The following is a 14,487-nucleotide window of genomic DNA, read 5'->3' on the forward strand; positions in this document are numbered from 1 at the left end:
ATTTTGGCGAAATTTGGCGAAAAAGAATAAAATTGTAAAAATATATTTTAAGAATATATAAGAGTATATTTTATAAAATCTTGAAATTTTATTTTTAAAGGAAAAATATGAAAAAGTTTTTGCTTTTAATGGCCGCTATTTTTGCATTTGGCAATGAAAATTTGCTAGTTAGTGCGGGCGGTGGATATAAAAAGATAGTCGAGGCGGTCGCGCAAAATCTCAAAAAAGATGGCGTAAATATTGACACCTCTTTTGCAAACATCAAAGCGATCATGGCGCAGGCAAAAGAGGGCAAAACTGACGTGATCGTGGGTGATGAGGACTTTTTGAAAAAGTCTGACCTAAAAATTTCAGAATTTGTAAATTTAGGCTCTGGCGCCTTGGTGCTAGCTACTAAAAAGGGCGTAAAAATAGAAAAAATTGACGAGCTAAAAACGCTTTCAAAAATCGCTATGCCAGACGCGGCAAAGACAGTTTATGGCAAGAGAGCGAGTGAGTTTATGCAAAAAGCAAATTTAGAGGGCGAGCTAAAGGATAAAATTTTAGCAGTTGCAGGCGTGCCACAGGTCGTTACCTATATATTAAACGGCGAAGTTGATGCTGGCTTTATCAACCAAACTGAGCTAAACGCGCACAAGGATGAATTTGGTAGTTTTATCTTGATAGATAAGGCGCTTTATGCCCCTGCAAACATCGTAGCTGTAAAGCTTGAAGGGTGTGAGAAAAAGGCTGATTGCGAGAAATTTATAAACGAGCTAAAAAGCGAGAGATCAAAAGAAATTTACGCTAAATTTGGCATAAGATAGGGCGAAATTTGCAAGAGCTCGCTTGGCTTTTTGATCCGCTATTTTTAAGCATAAAGGTCGTTTTATGTCAGGGGCTTTTGCTTGCTATTTTTGGGCTAGCTCTAGCTTATTTTTTAGCTTTTAGTAGCTCTAAATTTAAAGCAGTTGCTGAGATGATAGTCACCTTCCCGCTCATATTTCCACCCATTGCGACTGGATTTTTGCTACTTTATCTGCTTGGCAAAAATGGCATCATCGGCAAGGCTTTAAATTTAGAGATCGTCTTTAGCTTTAAAGCCCTTGTTATAGCTGCTTTCATAGCCTCATTGCCACTTTTTGTAAAGCCAGTATCCTCAGCGCTTAGCTCACTTTCAAAAAGCCTAAGTGAAGCAGCATACAGCCTTGGTAAAAATAAATTTCAAACAGCCATTTTAGTACTTTTCCCAAGCATCGCAAAAAGTGTGGCAGCAGCCTTTATCCTAGCGCTCTCGCGAGGGCTTGGCGAGGTTGGCATAACGCTTATTTTAGGTGGCAATATCATAGGCAAAACAGACACCATCTCACTTGCTATCTACAACGCAGTCTATGATGGCAGAAACGATCAGGCACTCACTTTAAGTCTTGTTTTAGTTGTGCTTAGTTTTATCTTATTTTTTATTATAAATTTGCTAGAAAAAAGTAGGATTTAGCACAAATTTTATGCCAGCTAAAAATTAAATTTATTTAAATTTCGCTACAATTAGGGGCTTATATAAAAATTTAGGAGAATTTTCTATGAAAAAAGAAGATATAAAAGAGCTTATCGAATTTTTTAATGGTATGGAGATGAATCATATCAAGATAAAAAGTGGTGATTTTGAGGTCGAGGTAGAGAAATTTGCTGATTATTGCGCACCTGCAAAGCCCGCGGCACAAACAGCAGCTCCAGCGCCAACACCTGTAAATGTTGTCGTTAGCTCAGAGGTAAAACCAGCTGCAAATTCGCCAAAAGATAGCATAAAATCTCCTATGGTAGGTACTTTCTACGCTGCTCCAAGCCCAGGCGCTGCACCATTTGTAAAAGTAGGTCAAAGAGTGAGAAAAGGCGATGTAGTGGGCATCATCGAAGCTATGAAGATCATGAACGAGATCGAGGCTGAATTTGACTGCCAGATCACTGAGATGCTAGTCTCTGACGGACAGCCAGTTGAGTTTGGATTGCCGTTATTTGGCGTGGAGAAAAATTAATGGAATTAAAAAGAATTTTAATCGCAAACCGCGGTGAGATCGCTCTTCGTGCTTTGCGAACGATAAAGGAGATGGGTAAAGAAGCCGTTGTGGTTTATTCAACCGCTGACAAAGACGCACTCTACGTAAAATACGCTGATGTGGCTATTTGTATCGGTAAAGAGCGCTCAAGCGATAGCTACCTAAATATCCCAGCTATCATAAGCGCAGCTGAGATCAGCGAAGCAGACGCTATCTTCCCAGGTTATGGCTTTTTAAGTGAAAATCAAAATTTTGTTGAAATTTGCTCACATCATAAGATCAAATTCATTGGACCAAGCGTTGCTGCGATGGCTTTGATGAGCGACAAGAGCAAGGCAAAACAAGTCATGCAAAGAGCTGGCGTGCCAGTCATCCCTGGCTCAGACGGCGCTGTGGCTGATACAAAAGCTGCAAAAGAGCTAGCCAAAAAGATCGGCTATCCTGTCATCTTAAAAGCTGCGGCAGGCGGCGGTGGACGTGGTATGCGCGTGGTTGAAAAAGAGGCTGATTTAGAAAAAGCGTTTTGGTCTGCTGAGAGCGAGGCGATGAGCGCATTTGGCGATGGCACGATGTATATGGAAAAATATATCCTAAATCCACGCCACATCGAGGTTCAAATCATCGGCGATAGCCACGGCAACGTGCTTCACATAGGCGAGCGTGACTGCTCTATGCAGCGCCGTCACCAAAAACTGATCGAAGAGAGCCCAGCTATCTTGCTTGATGAAAAAACAAGAGAGAGGTTGCACGAAACTGCCATAAAAGCGGCAAAAGCTATCGGCTACGAGGGAGCAGGTACGTTTGAGTTTTTGGTTGATAAAAATTTAGACTTTTACTTCATCGAGATGAACACAAGGCTCCAAGTCGAGCACACAGTAAGCGAAATGGTAAGCGGACTTGATATCATCGAGCTTATGATAAAAGTGGCCGAGGGCGAAAAGCTACCGTCACAAAAGAGCATCGAGCTAAAAGGCCATGCGATCGAGTGCAGGATCACAGCTGAGGATCCAAACACCTTCACTCCGTGCCCTGGCAAGATCACAAAATATGTCTGCCCAGGCGGCCGCAACGTGAGAATGGATAGCCACATCTACCAAGACTACTCTATACCGCCGTATTATGACAGTATGATCGGTAAGCTCGTTGTTTGGGACACTGATAGAAATAGAGCGATCCACAAGATGAAAGTTGCTCTTGATCAGCTCATAATAAGCGGCATCAAAACAACAAAAGACTTTCACATCGCCATGATGGAAAACAAAGACTTTTTAAGCAACAACTACGATACAAACTATCTTTCAAGACATTAAAACTAAATTTTAAACCATTGCCTTTTGGCTTTGGTTTAAAATTTCTTATTTTATATATAAGCCAAATTTTTATGAGCTGAGCTATTTTAAATTTAAGAGAAATTTAGCCAGATTGTAACCACAAAATGCAATAAATACTAAAAATTTATCTAAATTTATTAGTAGCAACTAAGTTTTGTGATATTCATACCATTTTTAAAATATGGCGGATAGGGCATAGTCACAGTAAATGGCACCGCTTTTTGCTTTGGCAAATTTTGAGCTACGTCAAATTTATATGCCACAGTGTTTGGTCTCTCGTCCTCATCGCCTCCAAAGACCCATGAGAAAAATGAGATCCCACTTGGTTTAAATAGCGCCTCGCCGCCAAGATCGTTTTTATTTAGCGGTTGATTAATGAGCTTAATTGTAAGGGTGCATTTGCTAATGGTAAATTTACCGACATTTCTTACTTGACCGCGAAATACAATGCTTTCATTTCTTAACACTCGCTCGCTTTTTACGCCTTCGACTATGCCTTTTTTGGTGTATTTATCAAGAACTAGCATCAAAAAAATGGCAAGCGTGGTTGAGACCAAAATGTTTGTAAAAAGTAGTGATAAAAATAGCTTTCGCTCAGCTCTAAGCGATAGCACAAGAAATAAAATAGAAAGTAGTGCGATCGCAAAAAGCACGATGATATGAACGATGGTAAAGTAGTTTGAACTCATCAAAAACACTCCGCTTTTTTGGTGATATTGTAGTCAATGAAGGCAAAGTCATTGACAAATTCTCTTATCTGCTTACTCTGCTTTGGCAAAAGCACTTCATTTAAAATGATCCGTTTTTTGGCAAAAGGGTTTAGTGAATTTAGAAAATTTCTCGTGCTTTGCGTTGAACCAAGGTAGAAGCCAAGCTCGATTTTGCAAACGTTTAATGTGTAGTTTGAATTATTTGTGATGTTAAAATCAACCATCAACGCATCGACATATTGAAGCTGTTTCGTGTTTATTTTGCTTATGCTAACTGGTCTTAGATTTTCATTTATATATTTGTTTGCGTAGTAGTTGCCTGCAAAAAGTCCTAAAAAACCAGCTAGGATAAATAAAAATCCTATCTGCCACCACGACTTTATCGCGACAAAAATTCCTAAAAGCACGATAAATATAAAGGCCAAAAAGACCCAGCCATAGGCTAGAAAGTCGATAAGTTTGGCATTTTGAAGTATAAAAAGTATGTTATGCTTGATGCTATTTAACATCTCGCGATCTTTTTTCTTCGATACCGCTCATGCCAAAACGTTTTGCAAGCTCGTTTTTGACGGCATCTGGATGGATATTGTGAGATGAAAGTGCGACAAGCGCGTGAAAGCAAAGATCGGCTGCTTCGTAGATGAGGTCATCTTTTGCTTTTTGTACGTCTTGTTTTGTCTGTTTGGCAAAACTAAGATCTTTTGCAGCCATGATAAACTCGCCTGCCTCTTCGCCTACTTTTTTCAAAATTTGATTTTCACCCTTTTTAAAAAGGCTAGCTACGTATGAGCTTTGCGGATCTGCGTTTAGTTTTCTATCCTCTATAACGTGATAAAGCTCATCAAGGACGCCGTAGCTTGGCTTTTTAACCTCGCTTTTTTGATCAGAAATTTCTAAATTTTCTAAATTTATCTCGTTAAAAAAGCAAGATCTTGCCCCAGTGTGACAAGCTGCGCCTCCATTTTGAACGACTTTTAAAAGCAAAGTGTCGTTGTCGCAGTCTAGTGACGCAGACTTGATCTCTTGCGTGTTGCCACTCTCTTCGCCCTTTTTCCAAATTCTATTTTTAGTGCGTGAAAAATAGTGAGCGTAGCGGCTAGATAGAGTCAAATTTAGTGCTTCTTCGTTCATATAAGCAAGCATTAAAACCTCGTTTGTAGCGTGATCGCAAACCACCACTGGGAGCAATCCACCAACCTTTTGCCAGTCTATACTTTTTGCTACGCTATTCATTTTTACCTTTCGCTAACTGAGCTAGCTTTTGCCCTATCTTTTGCATCTAGCCAGATATTTGGCACAGCTCCACCAGGTGTTAAGAAAATTTTGGCATCTTTGTTCTCTTTAAGAGCGTCGTTAAATCTATTTTGCGTCTCGATCTGCTTTAAATTTAGTAAATTTTGATCGACACTTTTTGCGATCTCTTTGTTTGCATACGCAGTCGCATCAGCCTCGATCTTGATAGCATCAGCCTTACCTTTTGCCTCGATGATAGCAGCTTTTGCACTACCTTCTGCAAGGGCAGCTTGTTTTAGAGCCTCTTGATTTGCCCGCTCGACCTCGTATTTTGTCCTCTCGGCCTCTTGTTTAGCGATCTGGACGCGCTCGATCTGCTCTTTTACCTTTGAAGGCAAGATGATCTCACGAAGCTGCACAGTTAGAAGCTCGACTGGCTTGTTTGGCTGAGAGTCGATGTCTTTTCTTATGCCCTCATCGATCTGCCTAGCAAGGTCGTTTCTTTTAGTTGGCAACTCTTCGGCTGTGTATTTACCAGCGATGCTGCGAACCACGTCACGCACGACAGGATCGACGATCTTGCTCTCCCAGCTAAGACCCCAAGATGCGATAGTTTGTGGTGCATTTTCTGGATTTAGGCGGTACTGCACGGTGATATCGATGCTAACTGGTAAATTTCTAGCGTCCAAAACTGAGATAGAGTTTTTGCGTAAAATTCCAGCTCCCTGATAAGACTTTTGCAAGCTCTCGCCCATGTCCTCGCCTGAAGTGTAGTTGATGATCCTAACTCTGGTATCAACTACAATGATATTTTGGATAAATGGCAAAAAGAAGTGAAATCCTGGTTGCAGAGGATTTGGCTCATATTTACCCGCTGTGGCTTTGATGCCGACCTCGCCTGAGTGTATCACTTTAAATGGCTGAGTGATAGCAAGGATCGCGATAATGGCGATTATGATGTAGGCTAGCGCACCAAATTTGCCAAAGCCACTTGGTATATTTGGCATTTTAAAATCCTTTTTAAAAGGTGGCTCTTTGTCATTATTTTGACCTGAGCTCCTGTTGTCATTACCTGGCTTTTTTTTGTTGAAATAATCATTTAAATCAGCGGGCATTTCGTTCCTTTAAATCTTAAATATATGTTAAAAATGATTCGTATTTTTTGTTTAGACCATAAACTACGTCAAAGTAAGCTTTTTGTAGTCTCTTTGTCACTTCGCCTCTAGCGCCGTTGCCGATGATGCGGTTGTCTATGCTATTTATCGGCGTTACTTCAGCTGCAGTGCCAGTGAAAAATGCCTCGTCAGCTGTGTATGCCTGATCTCTTGTGATGCGCTCTCTTCTTACTTCGATGTCAAGATCGTGAGCAAGTCTTATGACTGTATCTTGGGTGATGCTAAGTAGGCTGTTGTCATTTGGTGGAGTGATCAATGCGCCATTTTCAACGATGAAGAAGCACTCGCCTGGGCCCTCAGCTACAAAGCCTTCGCTGTCAAGAAGTAGCGCCTCGTCGTATCCAGCCTCTTTTGCTTCGTAGTTTGCCATTTGAGAGCTTAGGTAGTTTGAGCTAGCTTTTGCTCTGTTCATTTGAGCAGCAGGAGCTAGTTTGGCAAAGCTTGAAATTTTAACCCTGATGCCTTTTTCTAGGCCCTCATCACCAAGGTAAGCACCCCACTCCCATGAAGCGATAGCGGTTTGAACCGGTGCTTTTGTGTGCGCTACGCCCATCACGCCGTATCCTAAAAAGATAAGTGGGCGGATATAGACGTTGCTGTTATATTTGTTTGCGCGAAGTAGTTCGATCTGCGCTTTTTCAAGCTCTTCTTCTGTGTAAGGCACGTTTAAAACGGTCATTTTTGCTGATCTTAAAAGTCTTTTTGTGTGGTCTTTGAGTCTAAAAATAGCTAGACCTTTTTTTGTTTTATAAGCTCTTGTGCCCTCAAATACAGCATTAGCGTAGTGCAAAGAGTGAGTTAGAACGTGTACTTTTGCATCGTCCCATTTTACTAGTTTTCCATCCATCCAGATGAATTCTGAAGCGTTCATAATTAAACCTTTCTTTTTTAGAAATTTGATCCGAGTTTATCTAAAATTGCTTTAAATTTACATTTCTAAGCCCAAAATGTCCGTAAATTTTAGGCTAAAGTTACTTATCTAAAAGCTCTTTTATCGTCTTTGCCATATCATCGATCGATGATGCTGCGCTTAAATTTATCAGATACTTTCCGCTTACCACAAAGGCTGGCACACCGCTGATACTTGCTACATCATAAGAGGCAAACCACTCGTTTAAAAGCTCTTTTGCACGATCTGAGCTTAGCGCTTTTTCGTATTCGTCTTTGCTCACGTGAGCCGCATTTAGCGCTAGATCTATAAATCTTTGCTTATCTTTGCCGTCATTAAAGTCATCTTTTTCATCGTGCCTTGCTTTATAGATCGCAAATTTAGCTTGCTTAAATTTAGACTCATCGCTTAGCAGATCAGTCCCATTTGCCTCGTCTATCGATATAAGAGCGGCGAAAATTTTACTTGTAGTCTCTCCAAGCTTGCCCTTGGTGCTTAGGTGATATGGGATAAATTTAACCCCGTCAAGCTTTGACATCAGCTTTCTTGTGATCGTTCGGTCAAATTTATAGCAGTGAGGGCAGTCGTAGCTAAAGACCTTAACGACTGAGTTTTTAGGCACGTTAAGCGGTTTTGCTAGAGTTTGATACTCCACACCTTCAGTCAGTGCTGATAAATTTAGCGCAAAAAACGCACTTAAAATTAGCATTTTTATAAGCTTCATCTTTGCTCCTTATTATTTTTGTCATTTACCATTGCGGCTTTACATTTTTGATATTTTCATAGTCAGTACCATTTACTAGGCGCTTTCTACTCGTATTAAATTCACCACTTATTAAGCTTCTTGATGCGTTATATTCAAGTGGTTTTGTGCCTACGATGTCAGAAAAAGTGTGAATGATGTCATCACTCATAAATTTATAATCTTTTGCTACTTCAAGTTTTTGCCAAATTTGTGGATATTTTGCTTTAAATTTATCAGTTCCTATAAATATAAGCGGAATTTCTAAAACAAAGCGGTTTATCATGCCGTGACCTCTTATGCCATCTATTTCAAAAAGAGCTTCGCCGTGGTCAGAAAGATAGACTATCAAAGCTTCATCGTCTTTGAAAATTTTATAAATTTCATTTATCACGTAGTCATTATAAAGTACGCTATTTAGATACCAGGCAAAGCTCTCTTTTTGCCCAGGATTCATTTTATTTTGTAGATCATTGGCTGTAAATTTTGCAAAATCTTTTGGATACCTTAGGTCGTATTTAAAGTGATTTCCCATTAGGTGAATGATATAAAAATGTGACTCTCCAAGACTTTGTTTTATCTTTGAAATTTCAGGCAAAAGTATACCATCTGTTTCTCTACCGGCATAATTTGTAGCTGATGCAAATTTTTGTGTAAAAAATGTGATATCACTTCTATCTGCAACGCTTTTTTGTGTTGTAGAGTATCCGCCTATATTGCTTTGATTACTTATCCATGCTGTTTTGTATCCTACTAGACTAAACATATCAACGATGTTTAAACTCTTGCTCCAAGGCTCTTTGCTTTCATAGTTTGAGAAATTTAAAACCTTTGAAAGAGAACCATTTGTATATGTGTCAGGGGCGGTAGTATCTGTATAGATTATGGCATTGCCACTTTGCTTTAATGCCATTAAATTTGGTGTAGTCGGCAAGCCAAAGCCATAAACGCTCATCTCATTTCTTTGTAAGCTTTCACCGATCACAAAGACTACATTTGCTACTTTTTGCTCAGCTTTTATGTTTTGATTTGCTGCTTTAGATACGTCGTAATCTTTTAAAATTTGTTTATTGCTAGCTAAAAAATTATCATCTAAAAGATATTTTTTTAAAACAAAAGCGTAGTTTATCAGGATATGTTCTGAGAGCTTACTTATAGCTCTATCAGCTTTATTAGACGATATTCTCATTGCTGATTTTGTAAAGAATACAGCTGCAAAAGCTATATAAATTACCGAAAGGACAATGATAGTTTTTCGGCTAAATTCTTTTGTGTTAGATCTTTTATATCTTGTCATAGCGTAAAAGATGATACACAAAAGTATAGCAACTACTAGATATTTAGCTTCAAAAAATGTCTGGAAAAACTCACCGGCTTCATCTGGATTTGTGTGTAGCACACTATCTATTATTGCTATATTTATATCTGTTTTTAAACTTGTTAAAGTGAAAAAATTTATAAAACATAGAATAAAAATTATTAGTGCATAAACTAGATAAAGCCCTTTAAACAGCCCACGACTTAGCAAGTAAAGAACATGTGTAATAACTAAATTTAATAAAAATATAGTAGTTAAGCTTCTTGCCATATGCATAAGAGCTATACGGTCAGTTCCTTCAAAAAAGTAAATTTTATAGATATTTGCGATAAACATTACAAGCGTTGTAACCACAAATATATTTATAAATGGACTTTTTATAATGGTATTAAAAAATTTGGTCATTTTTTACCTTATTTTGCTAGATCAGCTAGCACTTTTGCGGCGTGGTCTTTGGCTTTTACGCTTTTATAAATTTTAACTATCTTGCCGTCTTTGCCGATCACAAAGGTGCTTCTGGCGATGCCAAGATACTCTTTGCCGTAGTTTTTCTTGACCTGCCAAACGCCATAAAGCTTTGAAATTTCTTTATCCTCATCGCTTAAGAGGATGTGCTTTAAATTTTGCTTTGCTATAAAGCCCACATGCGACTTTACGCTATCTGGGCTAACGCCGATGATGACGGTGTCATTTTTGATAAACTGATCGTAGTTTGCGCTAAATTCGCAAGCCTCAGTCGTGCAGCCTGGAGTGTTGTCTTTTGGGTAGAAGTAAAGCACCACGTTTTTGCCTATAAAGTCCTTTAGTGCGACCTTTACGCCATCTTGATTTAGCGCTTCAAACTCTGGCGCTTTATCGCCAACTTCAAGCGTTATCTTTCTTTCCATGTCTGCTTTGCTAAATTCGCTCATTTCATCCCCTTTCTTTTGTCCTCTACGCTCTCGCCACCTACGCCGATATTGCCAGCGTCGTGAGTTTCGATAAAGATCATAACTGCCTCTTTTTTCTTGCCAAGCACTCTTACAAGCGTCTCGGTTACTTCTTTAAAAACTTGATCTTTTTGCTCTTTTGTAGGCTCTGGGCCTGCTATTTTGATATTAACATAAGGCATTTTTGCTCCTTTTTTAAGATGCAAAATATTAGCCAAAATGAGTGAAATTTCAGATTAAAGCCGTTATTTAAGAATTTGGCATTAAAATAAGCAAACTTCCAAAAGGAGCGAAAAATGGACTATAACAGGCAAAATAAGGGCTTTGTTTGCTTTATGTATGGCTTTGGACGAAGCAGGGCGGTTTATGCAGTTTTGATGATACTAATGGCGCTTTTAGCTGGTTTTTTAACACTTACTTCAAACGCTCAAGCTGACGTTTCAAATTTACAAATAGCCCTTGGCATCATACTTTGTGGCCTTTTGCTGATCCTTGTAAATCCTAAAATTTTCATTATCAAGCTAATTGGCTACTTAATCGCTTTAGCTGGCGTTATGATCGCCCTTCACAACGCAAATTTGCTAGGAGCTGATTTTAATTTATACTTTTACGCAAGCCTTATTTTTGGGGCATTTATGATGCTTATGCTTCTTAGCTGGTTTGTCTATAATGCAAGAAGCAGCGAAATAAATGAAATTTAGTTCGCCACTCCCATTAGCACGCTTGTGTAGGTGTTTTGCTTAGGCTCTGAGCTTGTTGCATCGTTTATATTTATGCGGCCAGCCTCAAGCCCAGCTTTTATAAGCGCCTCTTTTACCGCATTTGCACGCTCATTTGCTAGCTCTACTAGTTTTGCTTTATCGACTTCGATGCCCTTTAGCGCCTCTTCTCTTAAGGCTTTTTCGCTTCTATCTTTTAAATTTGGCACAAGCTCATTTAAAACTGCGATGTAGTCTTTGCCGCTTGAAGCGATGATTTGATTGATCTTTTGATCTAGTTTTTTGTTTTTATAAAAGCTCTCATCGAGTTTTGAGTATGTTGGCGTTATGCTAAGTTTCATCTTAGGTTTTGAGCCAGTTAGCTTTATGAAATCAGCTATCTTAGGCGCTTCTGAGCTTATAAGCTCGCTACTTCCTGCAAGAAAATCAATAGAGCTAAGATCTTTGTTGCCAAGTCCTAGGGCGTTGCCTAAAAATCTAAATGGAGCTAGCGTGATGTCGGCAAAGAGCTTTTTCACTGCAGCCCAGATGACGCCGCCATATTTAAAGTCAGGATCGTCTAAATTTCCCTCGACTGGCAGATCGATGTTTATTTGATTATTTTGATCGCTAAGTATCGAGATGGCAAGTGAAAGTGGTAAATTTACAGCATCTTTTGACTCAACCTTCTCTCCAAGTATAAGAGAGTCAAAATTTATAAAATTTGAGCCATTTAGTTTTGAGTCGATGACGTTATAGTTTAGGTTTAAATTTAGCTTGCCTTTTTTGATCTTATAGCCCACAAACTGCCCGCTATAAGGTGTCACGTTAACTAGATCGATATCTTTAAAGTCAAGCTTTATATCAGTATTTTGCTTTAGCTCAAACGGAAAGAGTTTTGCAGTGATCTGTGCAAAGCCATTTTTGCCAACCACACCTTGAAACTCGCCTGAGCTTGGACGCTTTTTATCGATGTCGGTGAGCTTGCCATTTAGCTTTGAGATCGTTGTGGCAAATGGCATAAATAGCGATGCGTCCGAGAAATCAACCTCGCCATTTTTTAAAGAGAAGTTTTTCACGCTAAATTTTAGCTCGTCCTCTTTTTTGCTAACTACTTTTTTGCTCTCAGGTTTTGCCTCAGTTTTAGCTTTATTTTTATCCTCTTTTACGATCTGAGATAGGTTAAATTTACGCTCTTTGCTTAGATGAGCCTTGATAAATGGCGAATTTAAGCTCACTCCGCTTATGGCAAGGTCATTTTTGGCAAATGAAATTTTTTCAAGATCAAGGCTTTTAAAGGCGACCAGTTTTTCAGCTTTTTTGCCATTTAGTCTTATATCTTTTATGCTAACTTTTGCGTCTGCTTTGATATCTTTTGCGTAGCTTATCTCAGCGCTACTTTCGAGCTGTCCGCTAGCTAGATCGGCCTCTAAAAATGGCTTTGCGTAGGCAAAATACTTTGGTAAATTTGTATCATTTAGCTTGATTTTAGCACTCACGTCAAGTGGCTCGATCTTTATCTTCGAATCAACATCCAAATTTAGCTTTTGTGAGCTTTTCATCGCCACTTTTGCGTCAAATGGCTTGCTAAAATCGCTACTTAAATTTGCTACTTTTACAAAAAGATTATCAAATTTATGAGTGATCTTTTCGCCTTCAAAAAGGTGCGTCAAAGCGATATCTGCGTTATTTACACTTATATTTTTTACATCAAATTTAAACTCATTTTCTTTGCTTTTTGAAGCACTTTTATTTTCAGCCTTTTTCTCTACTTTTTTAGTGTGTTTTGCCGCTTTTGTAGCTTTTGCGCTCTTTTGCTCGCCAAATCCTAGCTCATTTACAGCGCTTAGCCCATTCTCACTTAGCTCTGAGCTAAATTTCGCTCTATCTATGCTTACATTTTCAACCCCAAGAGCCATTTTTAAAAGATCAAAGCTTATGCTCTTTATCCCCACATCAGCGACGCTTGCTATATCTTTATTTTTTGCTTTAAGCTCTATGTTTTTTACGTTTAGCTCATCAAGGCTAGCAAGGCTTTTGTTGCCATCCATTGTAAAATTTGTATTTGTCACGCCAGCGCTTGCTACATTTGCATTTGCGCTTTTGCTAAGTGGCACATTTATGCCATTAAGTACTATTTTTTCAAGCGTTAGAGTGGTTTTGTTATTTGCTAAATTTAGATTTAAATTTGAAGCATTTATATCTTTTAAATTTGCTAAATTTCTATCTGCTTCATCTATTTTAAGAGCGTTTGCACCTATGTTTTTTAGCTTGGCTGTGGCGTTTAGCTCACTTTTTTCATTTAAATTTGCAAGAAGCGAGATATCATTTAAATTTAGTGATTTTACGCTTGCGGTGATAGCATTTTTAAAAGATATATCATTTAAATTTATGGCACTTAAATTTAGCTCAGCCTCTGTTTTATCAGCTATCTTACTATCAAGATCAAATTTTGGAAGCTCTAACTCGCCAAGGCTAAGCTCATTTGCGCCTTCATCAAGGCTTAGTCCTTTTACATTTAAAAAGCCATCTTTTAAATTTATCCCAGTTGCGTTCTCATCGGTATTTAAAGCGTAGTTTATCTTTAAGTTTATAATGGCATTTTTAAGATTTAACGTGTCATTATCGATAAAACTTATCGCAACTGGCTTTATGCTAAAGTCCTTTATGCTGACGTTGCCCTCTATTTTTAGTGGATTTAGCTTGATATCGCCATTTAGATCGATCTTGTGTGCTAGGCTTGAGTTTGAGTCAAAGATGTGACTGCCAGCGCTATTTTTCTTCGTATTTAGTGAGCTTAGCTCGTAGTTTATATCATCAAAGCTTACATTAAATGGCTTTGTTAAATTTTGATCGCTATAAGAAAATGAACCTTTGATGATTTTTGCGTTATTTAGTGCGAAATTTATCGAGCTGGTGCTGTTATCTTCGCTGGTTGCGTTATCATCGCTTATAAAATTGCTAAAGTTAAAATTTGCTTTTTTATCTCTTGCGATCTTTACTTTTGGCTCATCTAGCCTAAAAATGTCTATCTCAACTAGCTTTTTAAAGATAGAAAATGGCTTTAGCTTAAGGTCGATCTGCTTTGTGCTAAAAAGCGGAGAAGTGGTGTTTAGCTCGGCATTTGTAGCGTTTAGCTCGAAGGTAAATGGGTTAAATTTAGCATCACTTACAAAAAGCGTTGCGTTGTAGTCTTTTAGGTATTTTGGCGCGATATTTTTGATAGCATAAGGCAGACCAAAAAAGCCAAGAAGCGTGTAAATAAGTAAAAGTGAGACTACGCAGATGCCGGTGATTAGGGCTATTTTTTTCTTTTTATCCATTGTGAAATTTACCTTTTTGTCAGCTAAAATGAGCCCTGATTTTACTTTAAAAAAGGTTAAAAGATAGTTAGAAATTGCAAATTTTCTATACATTAAATTTACACTT

At 38.5% G+C, this 14,487-nt stretch carries 15 protein-coding genes; 5 read left to right on the forward strand and 10 right to left on the reverse strand.

Going from position 1 to position 14,487, the window contains the following annotated elements; genetic code table 11:
- Window positions 1-107 precede the first annotated feature (107 nt).
- The 4 genes from modA to CYO89_RS04065 all read left to right on the forward strand — a co-directional run bounded on the left by modA (window position 108) and on the right by CYO89_RS04065 (window position 3,343).
- On the forward strand, window positions 108-806 hold the full coding sequence (gene modA, locus CYO89_RS04050) for a molybdate ABC transporter substrate-binding protein (protein WP_103597227.1): 699 nt from the start codon (window positions 108-110) through the stop codon (window positions 804-806).
- Window positions 807-814: 8 nt separating this feature from the next.
- Window positions 815-1,474, forward strand: coding sequence for a molybdate ABC transporter permease subunit (locus CYO89_RS04055; RefSeq protein WP_103597228.1), 660 nt, complete (start codon window positions 815-817; stop codon window positions 1,472-1,474).
- Between the two features lie 85 nt (window positions 1,475-1,559).
- Window positions 1,560-2,012 (forward strand): acetyl-CoA carboxylase biotin carboxyl carrier protein, encoded by a 453-nt coding sequence (gene accB, locus CYO89_RS04060; RefSeq protein WP_103597229.1) that lies wholly within the window; start codon window positions 1,560-1,562, stop codon window positions 2,010-2,012.
- The gene (locus CYO89_RS04065; RefSeq protein WP_004317853.1) at window positions 2,012-3,343 is read left to right on the forward strand and encodes an acetyl-CoA carboxylase biotin carboxylase subunit; all 1,332 of its coding nucleotides are present in this window, start codon (window positions 2,012-2,014) and stop codon (window positions 3,341-3,343) included. Before accB ends, CYO89_RS04065 begins: the two co-directional genes overlap by 1 nt.
- A gap of 158 nt (window positions 3,344-3,501) precedes the next feature.
- Here CYO89_RS04065 and CYO89_RS04070 read toward each other — a convergent pair whose 3' ends face one another.
- From CYO89_RS04070 to CYO89_RS04110, 9 genes are all read right to left on the reverse strand, one after another.
- Complete coding sequence (locus tag CYO89_RS04070) at window positions 3,502-4,053, reverse strand: DUF2393 family protein (protein WP_021088134.1); 552 nt, start codon at window positions 4,051-4,053, stop codon at window positions 3,502-3,504.
- Window positions 4,053-4,583 carry a DUF2393 family protein gene (locus tag CYO89_RS04075; protein WP_103597230.1) on the reverse strand — a complete coding sequence of 177 codons (531 nt, stop codon included), beginning with the start codon at window positions 4,581-4,583 and terminating at the stop codon, window positions 4,053-4,055. The genes CYO89_RS04070 and CYO89_RS04075 overlap by 1 nt, the downstream gene beginning before the upstream one ends.
- Window positions 4,573-5,307 (reverse strand): bifunctional phosphoribosyl-AMP cyclohydrolase/phosphoribosyl-ATP diphosphatase HisIE, encoded by a 735-nt coding sequence (gene hisIE, locus CYO89_RS04080; RefSeq protein WP_103597231.1) that lies wholly within the window; start codon window positions 5,305-5,307, stop codon window positions 4,573-4,575. Before hisIE ends, CYO89_RS04075 begins: the two co-directional genes overlap by 11 nt.
- Before the next feature lie 2 nt (window positions 5,308-5,309).
- A complete protein-coding gene (locus CYO89_RS04085; protein ID WP_012140437.1) occupies window positions 5,310-6,422 on the reverse strand; it encodes a prohibitin family protein in 1,113 nt (370 codons plus the stop codon).
- A gap of 16 nt (window positions 6,423-6,438) precedes the next feature.
- On the reverse strand, window positions 6,439-7,353 hold the full coding sequence (locus tag CYO89_RS04090) for a branched-chain amino acid transaminase (RefSeq protein ID WP_002939975.1): 915 nt from the start codon (window positions 7,351-7,353) through the stop codon (window positions 6,439-6,441).
- Between the two features lie 100 nt (window positions 7,354-7,453).
- A complete protein-coding gene (locus CYO89_RS04095; protein WP_012140436.1) occupies window positions 7,454-8,095 on the reverse strand; it encodes a thiol:disulfide interchange protein DsbA/DsbL in 642 nt (213 codons plus the stop codon).
- Between the two features lie 25 nt (window positions 8,096-8,120).
- Entirely contained in the window at window positions 8,121-9,836 is a 1,716-nt protein-coding gene (locus CYO89_RS04100) for a phosphoethanolamine transferase (RefSeq protein WP_103597232.1), read from the reverse strand.
- An 8-nt stretch (window positions 9,837-9,844) separates the two neighbouring features.
- The gene (bcp, locus tag CYO89_RS04105; RefSeq protein WP_103597233.1) at window positions 9,845-10,342 is read right to left on the reverse strand and encodes a thioredoxin-dependent thiol peroxidase; all 498 of its coding nucleotides are present in this window, start codon (window positions 10,340-10,342) and stop codon (window positions 9,845-9,847) included.
- Window positions 10,339-10,542: a tautomerase family protein gene (locus CYO89_RS04110; RefSeq protein WP_009295389.1), complete on the reverse strand. Its 204-nt coding sequence runs from the start codon at window positions 10,540-10,542 to the stop codon at window positions 10,339-10,341. The genes bcp and CYO89_RS04110 overlap by 4 nt, the downstream gene beginning before the upstream one ends.
- A 114-nt stretch (window positions 10,543-10,656) precedes the next feature.
- Between CYO89_RS04110 and CYO89_RS04115 the strand changes: the two genes are divergently transcribed.
- Window positions 10,657-11,061, forward strand: a complete 405-nt coding sequence (locus CYO89_RS04115) for a hypothetical protein (protein ID WP_103597234.1) — start codon at window positions 10,657-10,659, stop codon at window positions 11,059-11,061.
- Here CYO89_RS04115 and CYO89_RS04120 read toward each other — a convergent pair.
- Window positions 11,058-14,381 (reverse strand): DUF748 domain-containing protein, encoded by a 3,324-nt coding sequence (locus CYO89_RS04120; RefSeq protein ID WP_103597296.1) that lies wholly within the window; start codon window positions 14,379-14,381, stop codon window positions 11,058-11,060. The two genes, CYO89_RS04115 and CYO89_RS04120, sit on opposite strands and share 4 nt — an antisense overlap.
- Window positions 14,382-14,487 lie beyond the last annotated feature (106 nt).

The sequence above is a fragment of the Campylobacter concisus genome (assembly GCF_002913765.1).
GTDB lineage: Bacteria > Campylobacterota > Campylobacteria > Campylobacterales > Campylobacteraceae > Campylobacter_A > Campylobacter_A concisus_BB.

Coding starts and splice junctions, on each gene's coding strand:
- hisIE (WP_103597231.1), bottom strand. CDS start 5,307: ATGAATAGCGTAGCAAAAAGTATAGACTGGCAAAAGGTTGGTGGATTG.
- CYO89_RS04115 (WP_103597234.1), top strand. CDS start 10,657: ATGGACTATAACAGGCAAAATAAGGGCTTTGTTTGCTTTATGTATGGC.
- CYO89_RS04065 (WP_004317853.1), top strand. CDS start 2,012: ATGGAATTAAAAAGAATTTTAATCGCAAACCGCGGTGAGATCGCTCTT.
- bcp (WP_103597233.1), bottom strand. CDS start 10,342: ATGAGCGAATTTAGCAAAGCAGACATGGAAAGAAAGATAACGCTTGAA.
- CYO89_RS04100 (WP_103597232.1), bottom strand. CDS start 9,836: ATGACCAAATTTTTTAATACCATTATAAAAAGTCCATTTATAAATATA.
- CYO89_RS04075 (WP_103597230.1), bottom strand. CDS start 4,583: ATGTTAAATAGCATCAAGCATAACATACTTTTTATACTTCAAAATGCC.
- CYO89_RS04085 (WP_012140437.1), bottom strand. CDS start 6,422: ATGCCCGCTGATTTAAATGATTATTTCAACAAAAAAAAGCCAGGTAAT.
- CYO89_RS04110 (WP_009295389.1), bottom strand. CDS start 10,542: ATGCCTTATGTTAATATCAAAATAGCAGGCCCAGAGCCTACAAAAGAG.
- CYO89_RS04090 (WP_002939975.1), bottom strand. CDS start 7,353: ATGAACGCTTCAGAATTCATCTGGATGGATGGAAAACTAGTAAAATGG.
- modA (WP_103597227.1), top strand. CDS start 108: ATGAAAAAGTTTTTGCTTTTAATGGCCGCTATTTTTGCATTTGGCAAT.
- CYO89_RS04120 (WP_103597296.1), bottom strand. CDS start 14,381: ATGGATAAAAAGAAAAAAATAGCCCTAATCACCGGCATCTGCGTAGTC.
- CYO89_RS04095 (WP_012140436.1), bottom strand. CDS start 8,095: ATGAAGCTTATAAAAATGCTAATTTTAAGTGCGTTTTTTGCGCTAAAT.
- CYO89_RS04070 (WP_021088134.1), bottom strand. CDS start 4,053: ATGAGTTCAAACTACTTTACCATCGTTCATATCATCGTGCTTTTTGCG.
- accB (WP_103597229.1), top strand. CDS start 1,560: ATGAAAAAAGAAGATATAAAAGAGCTTATCGAATTTTTTAATGGTATG.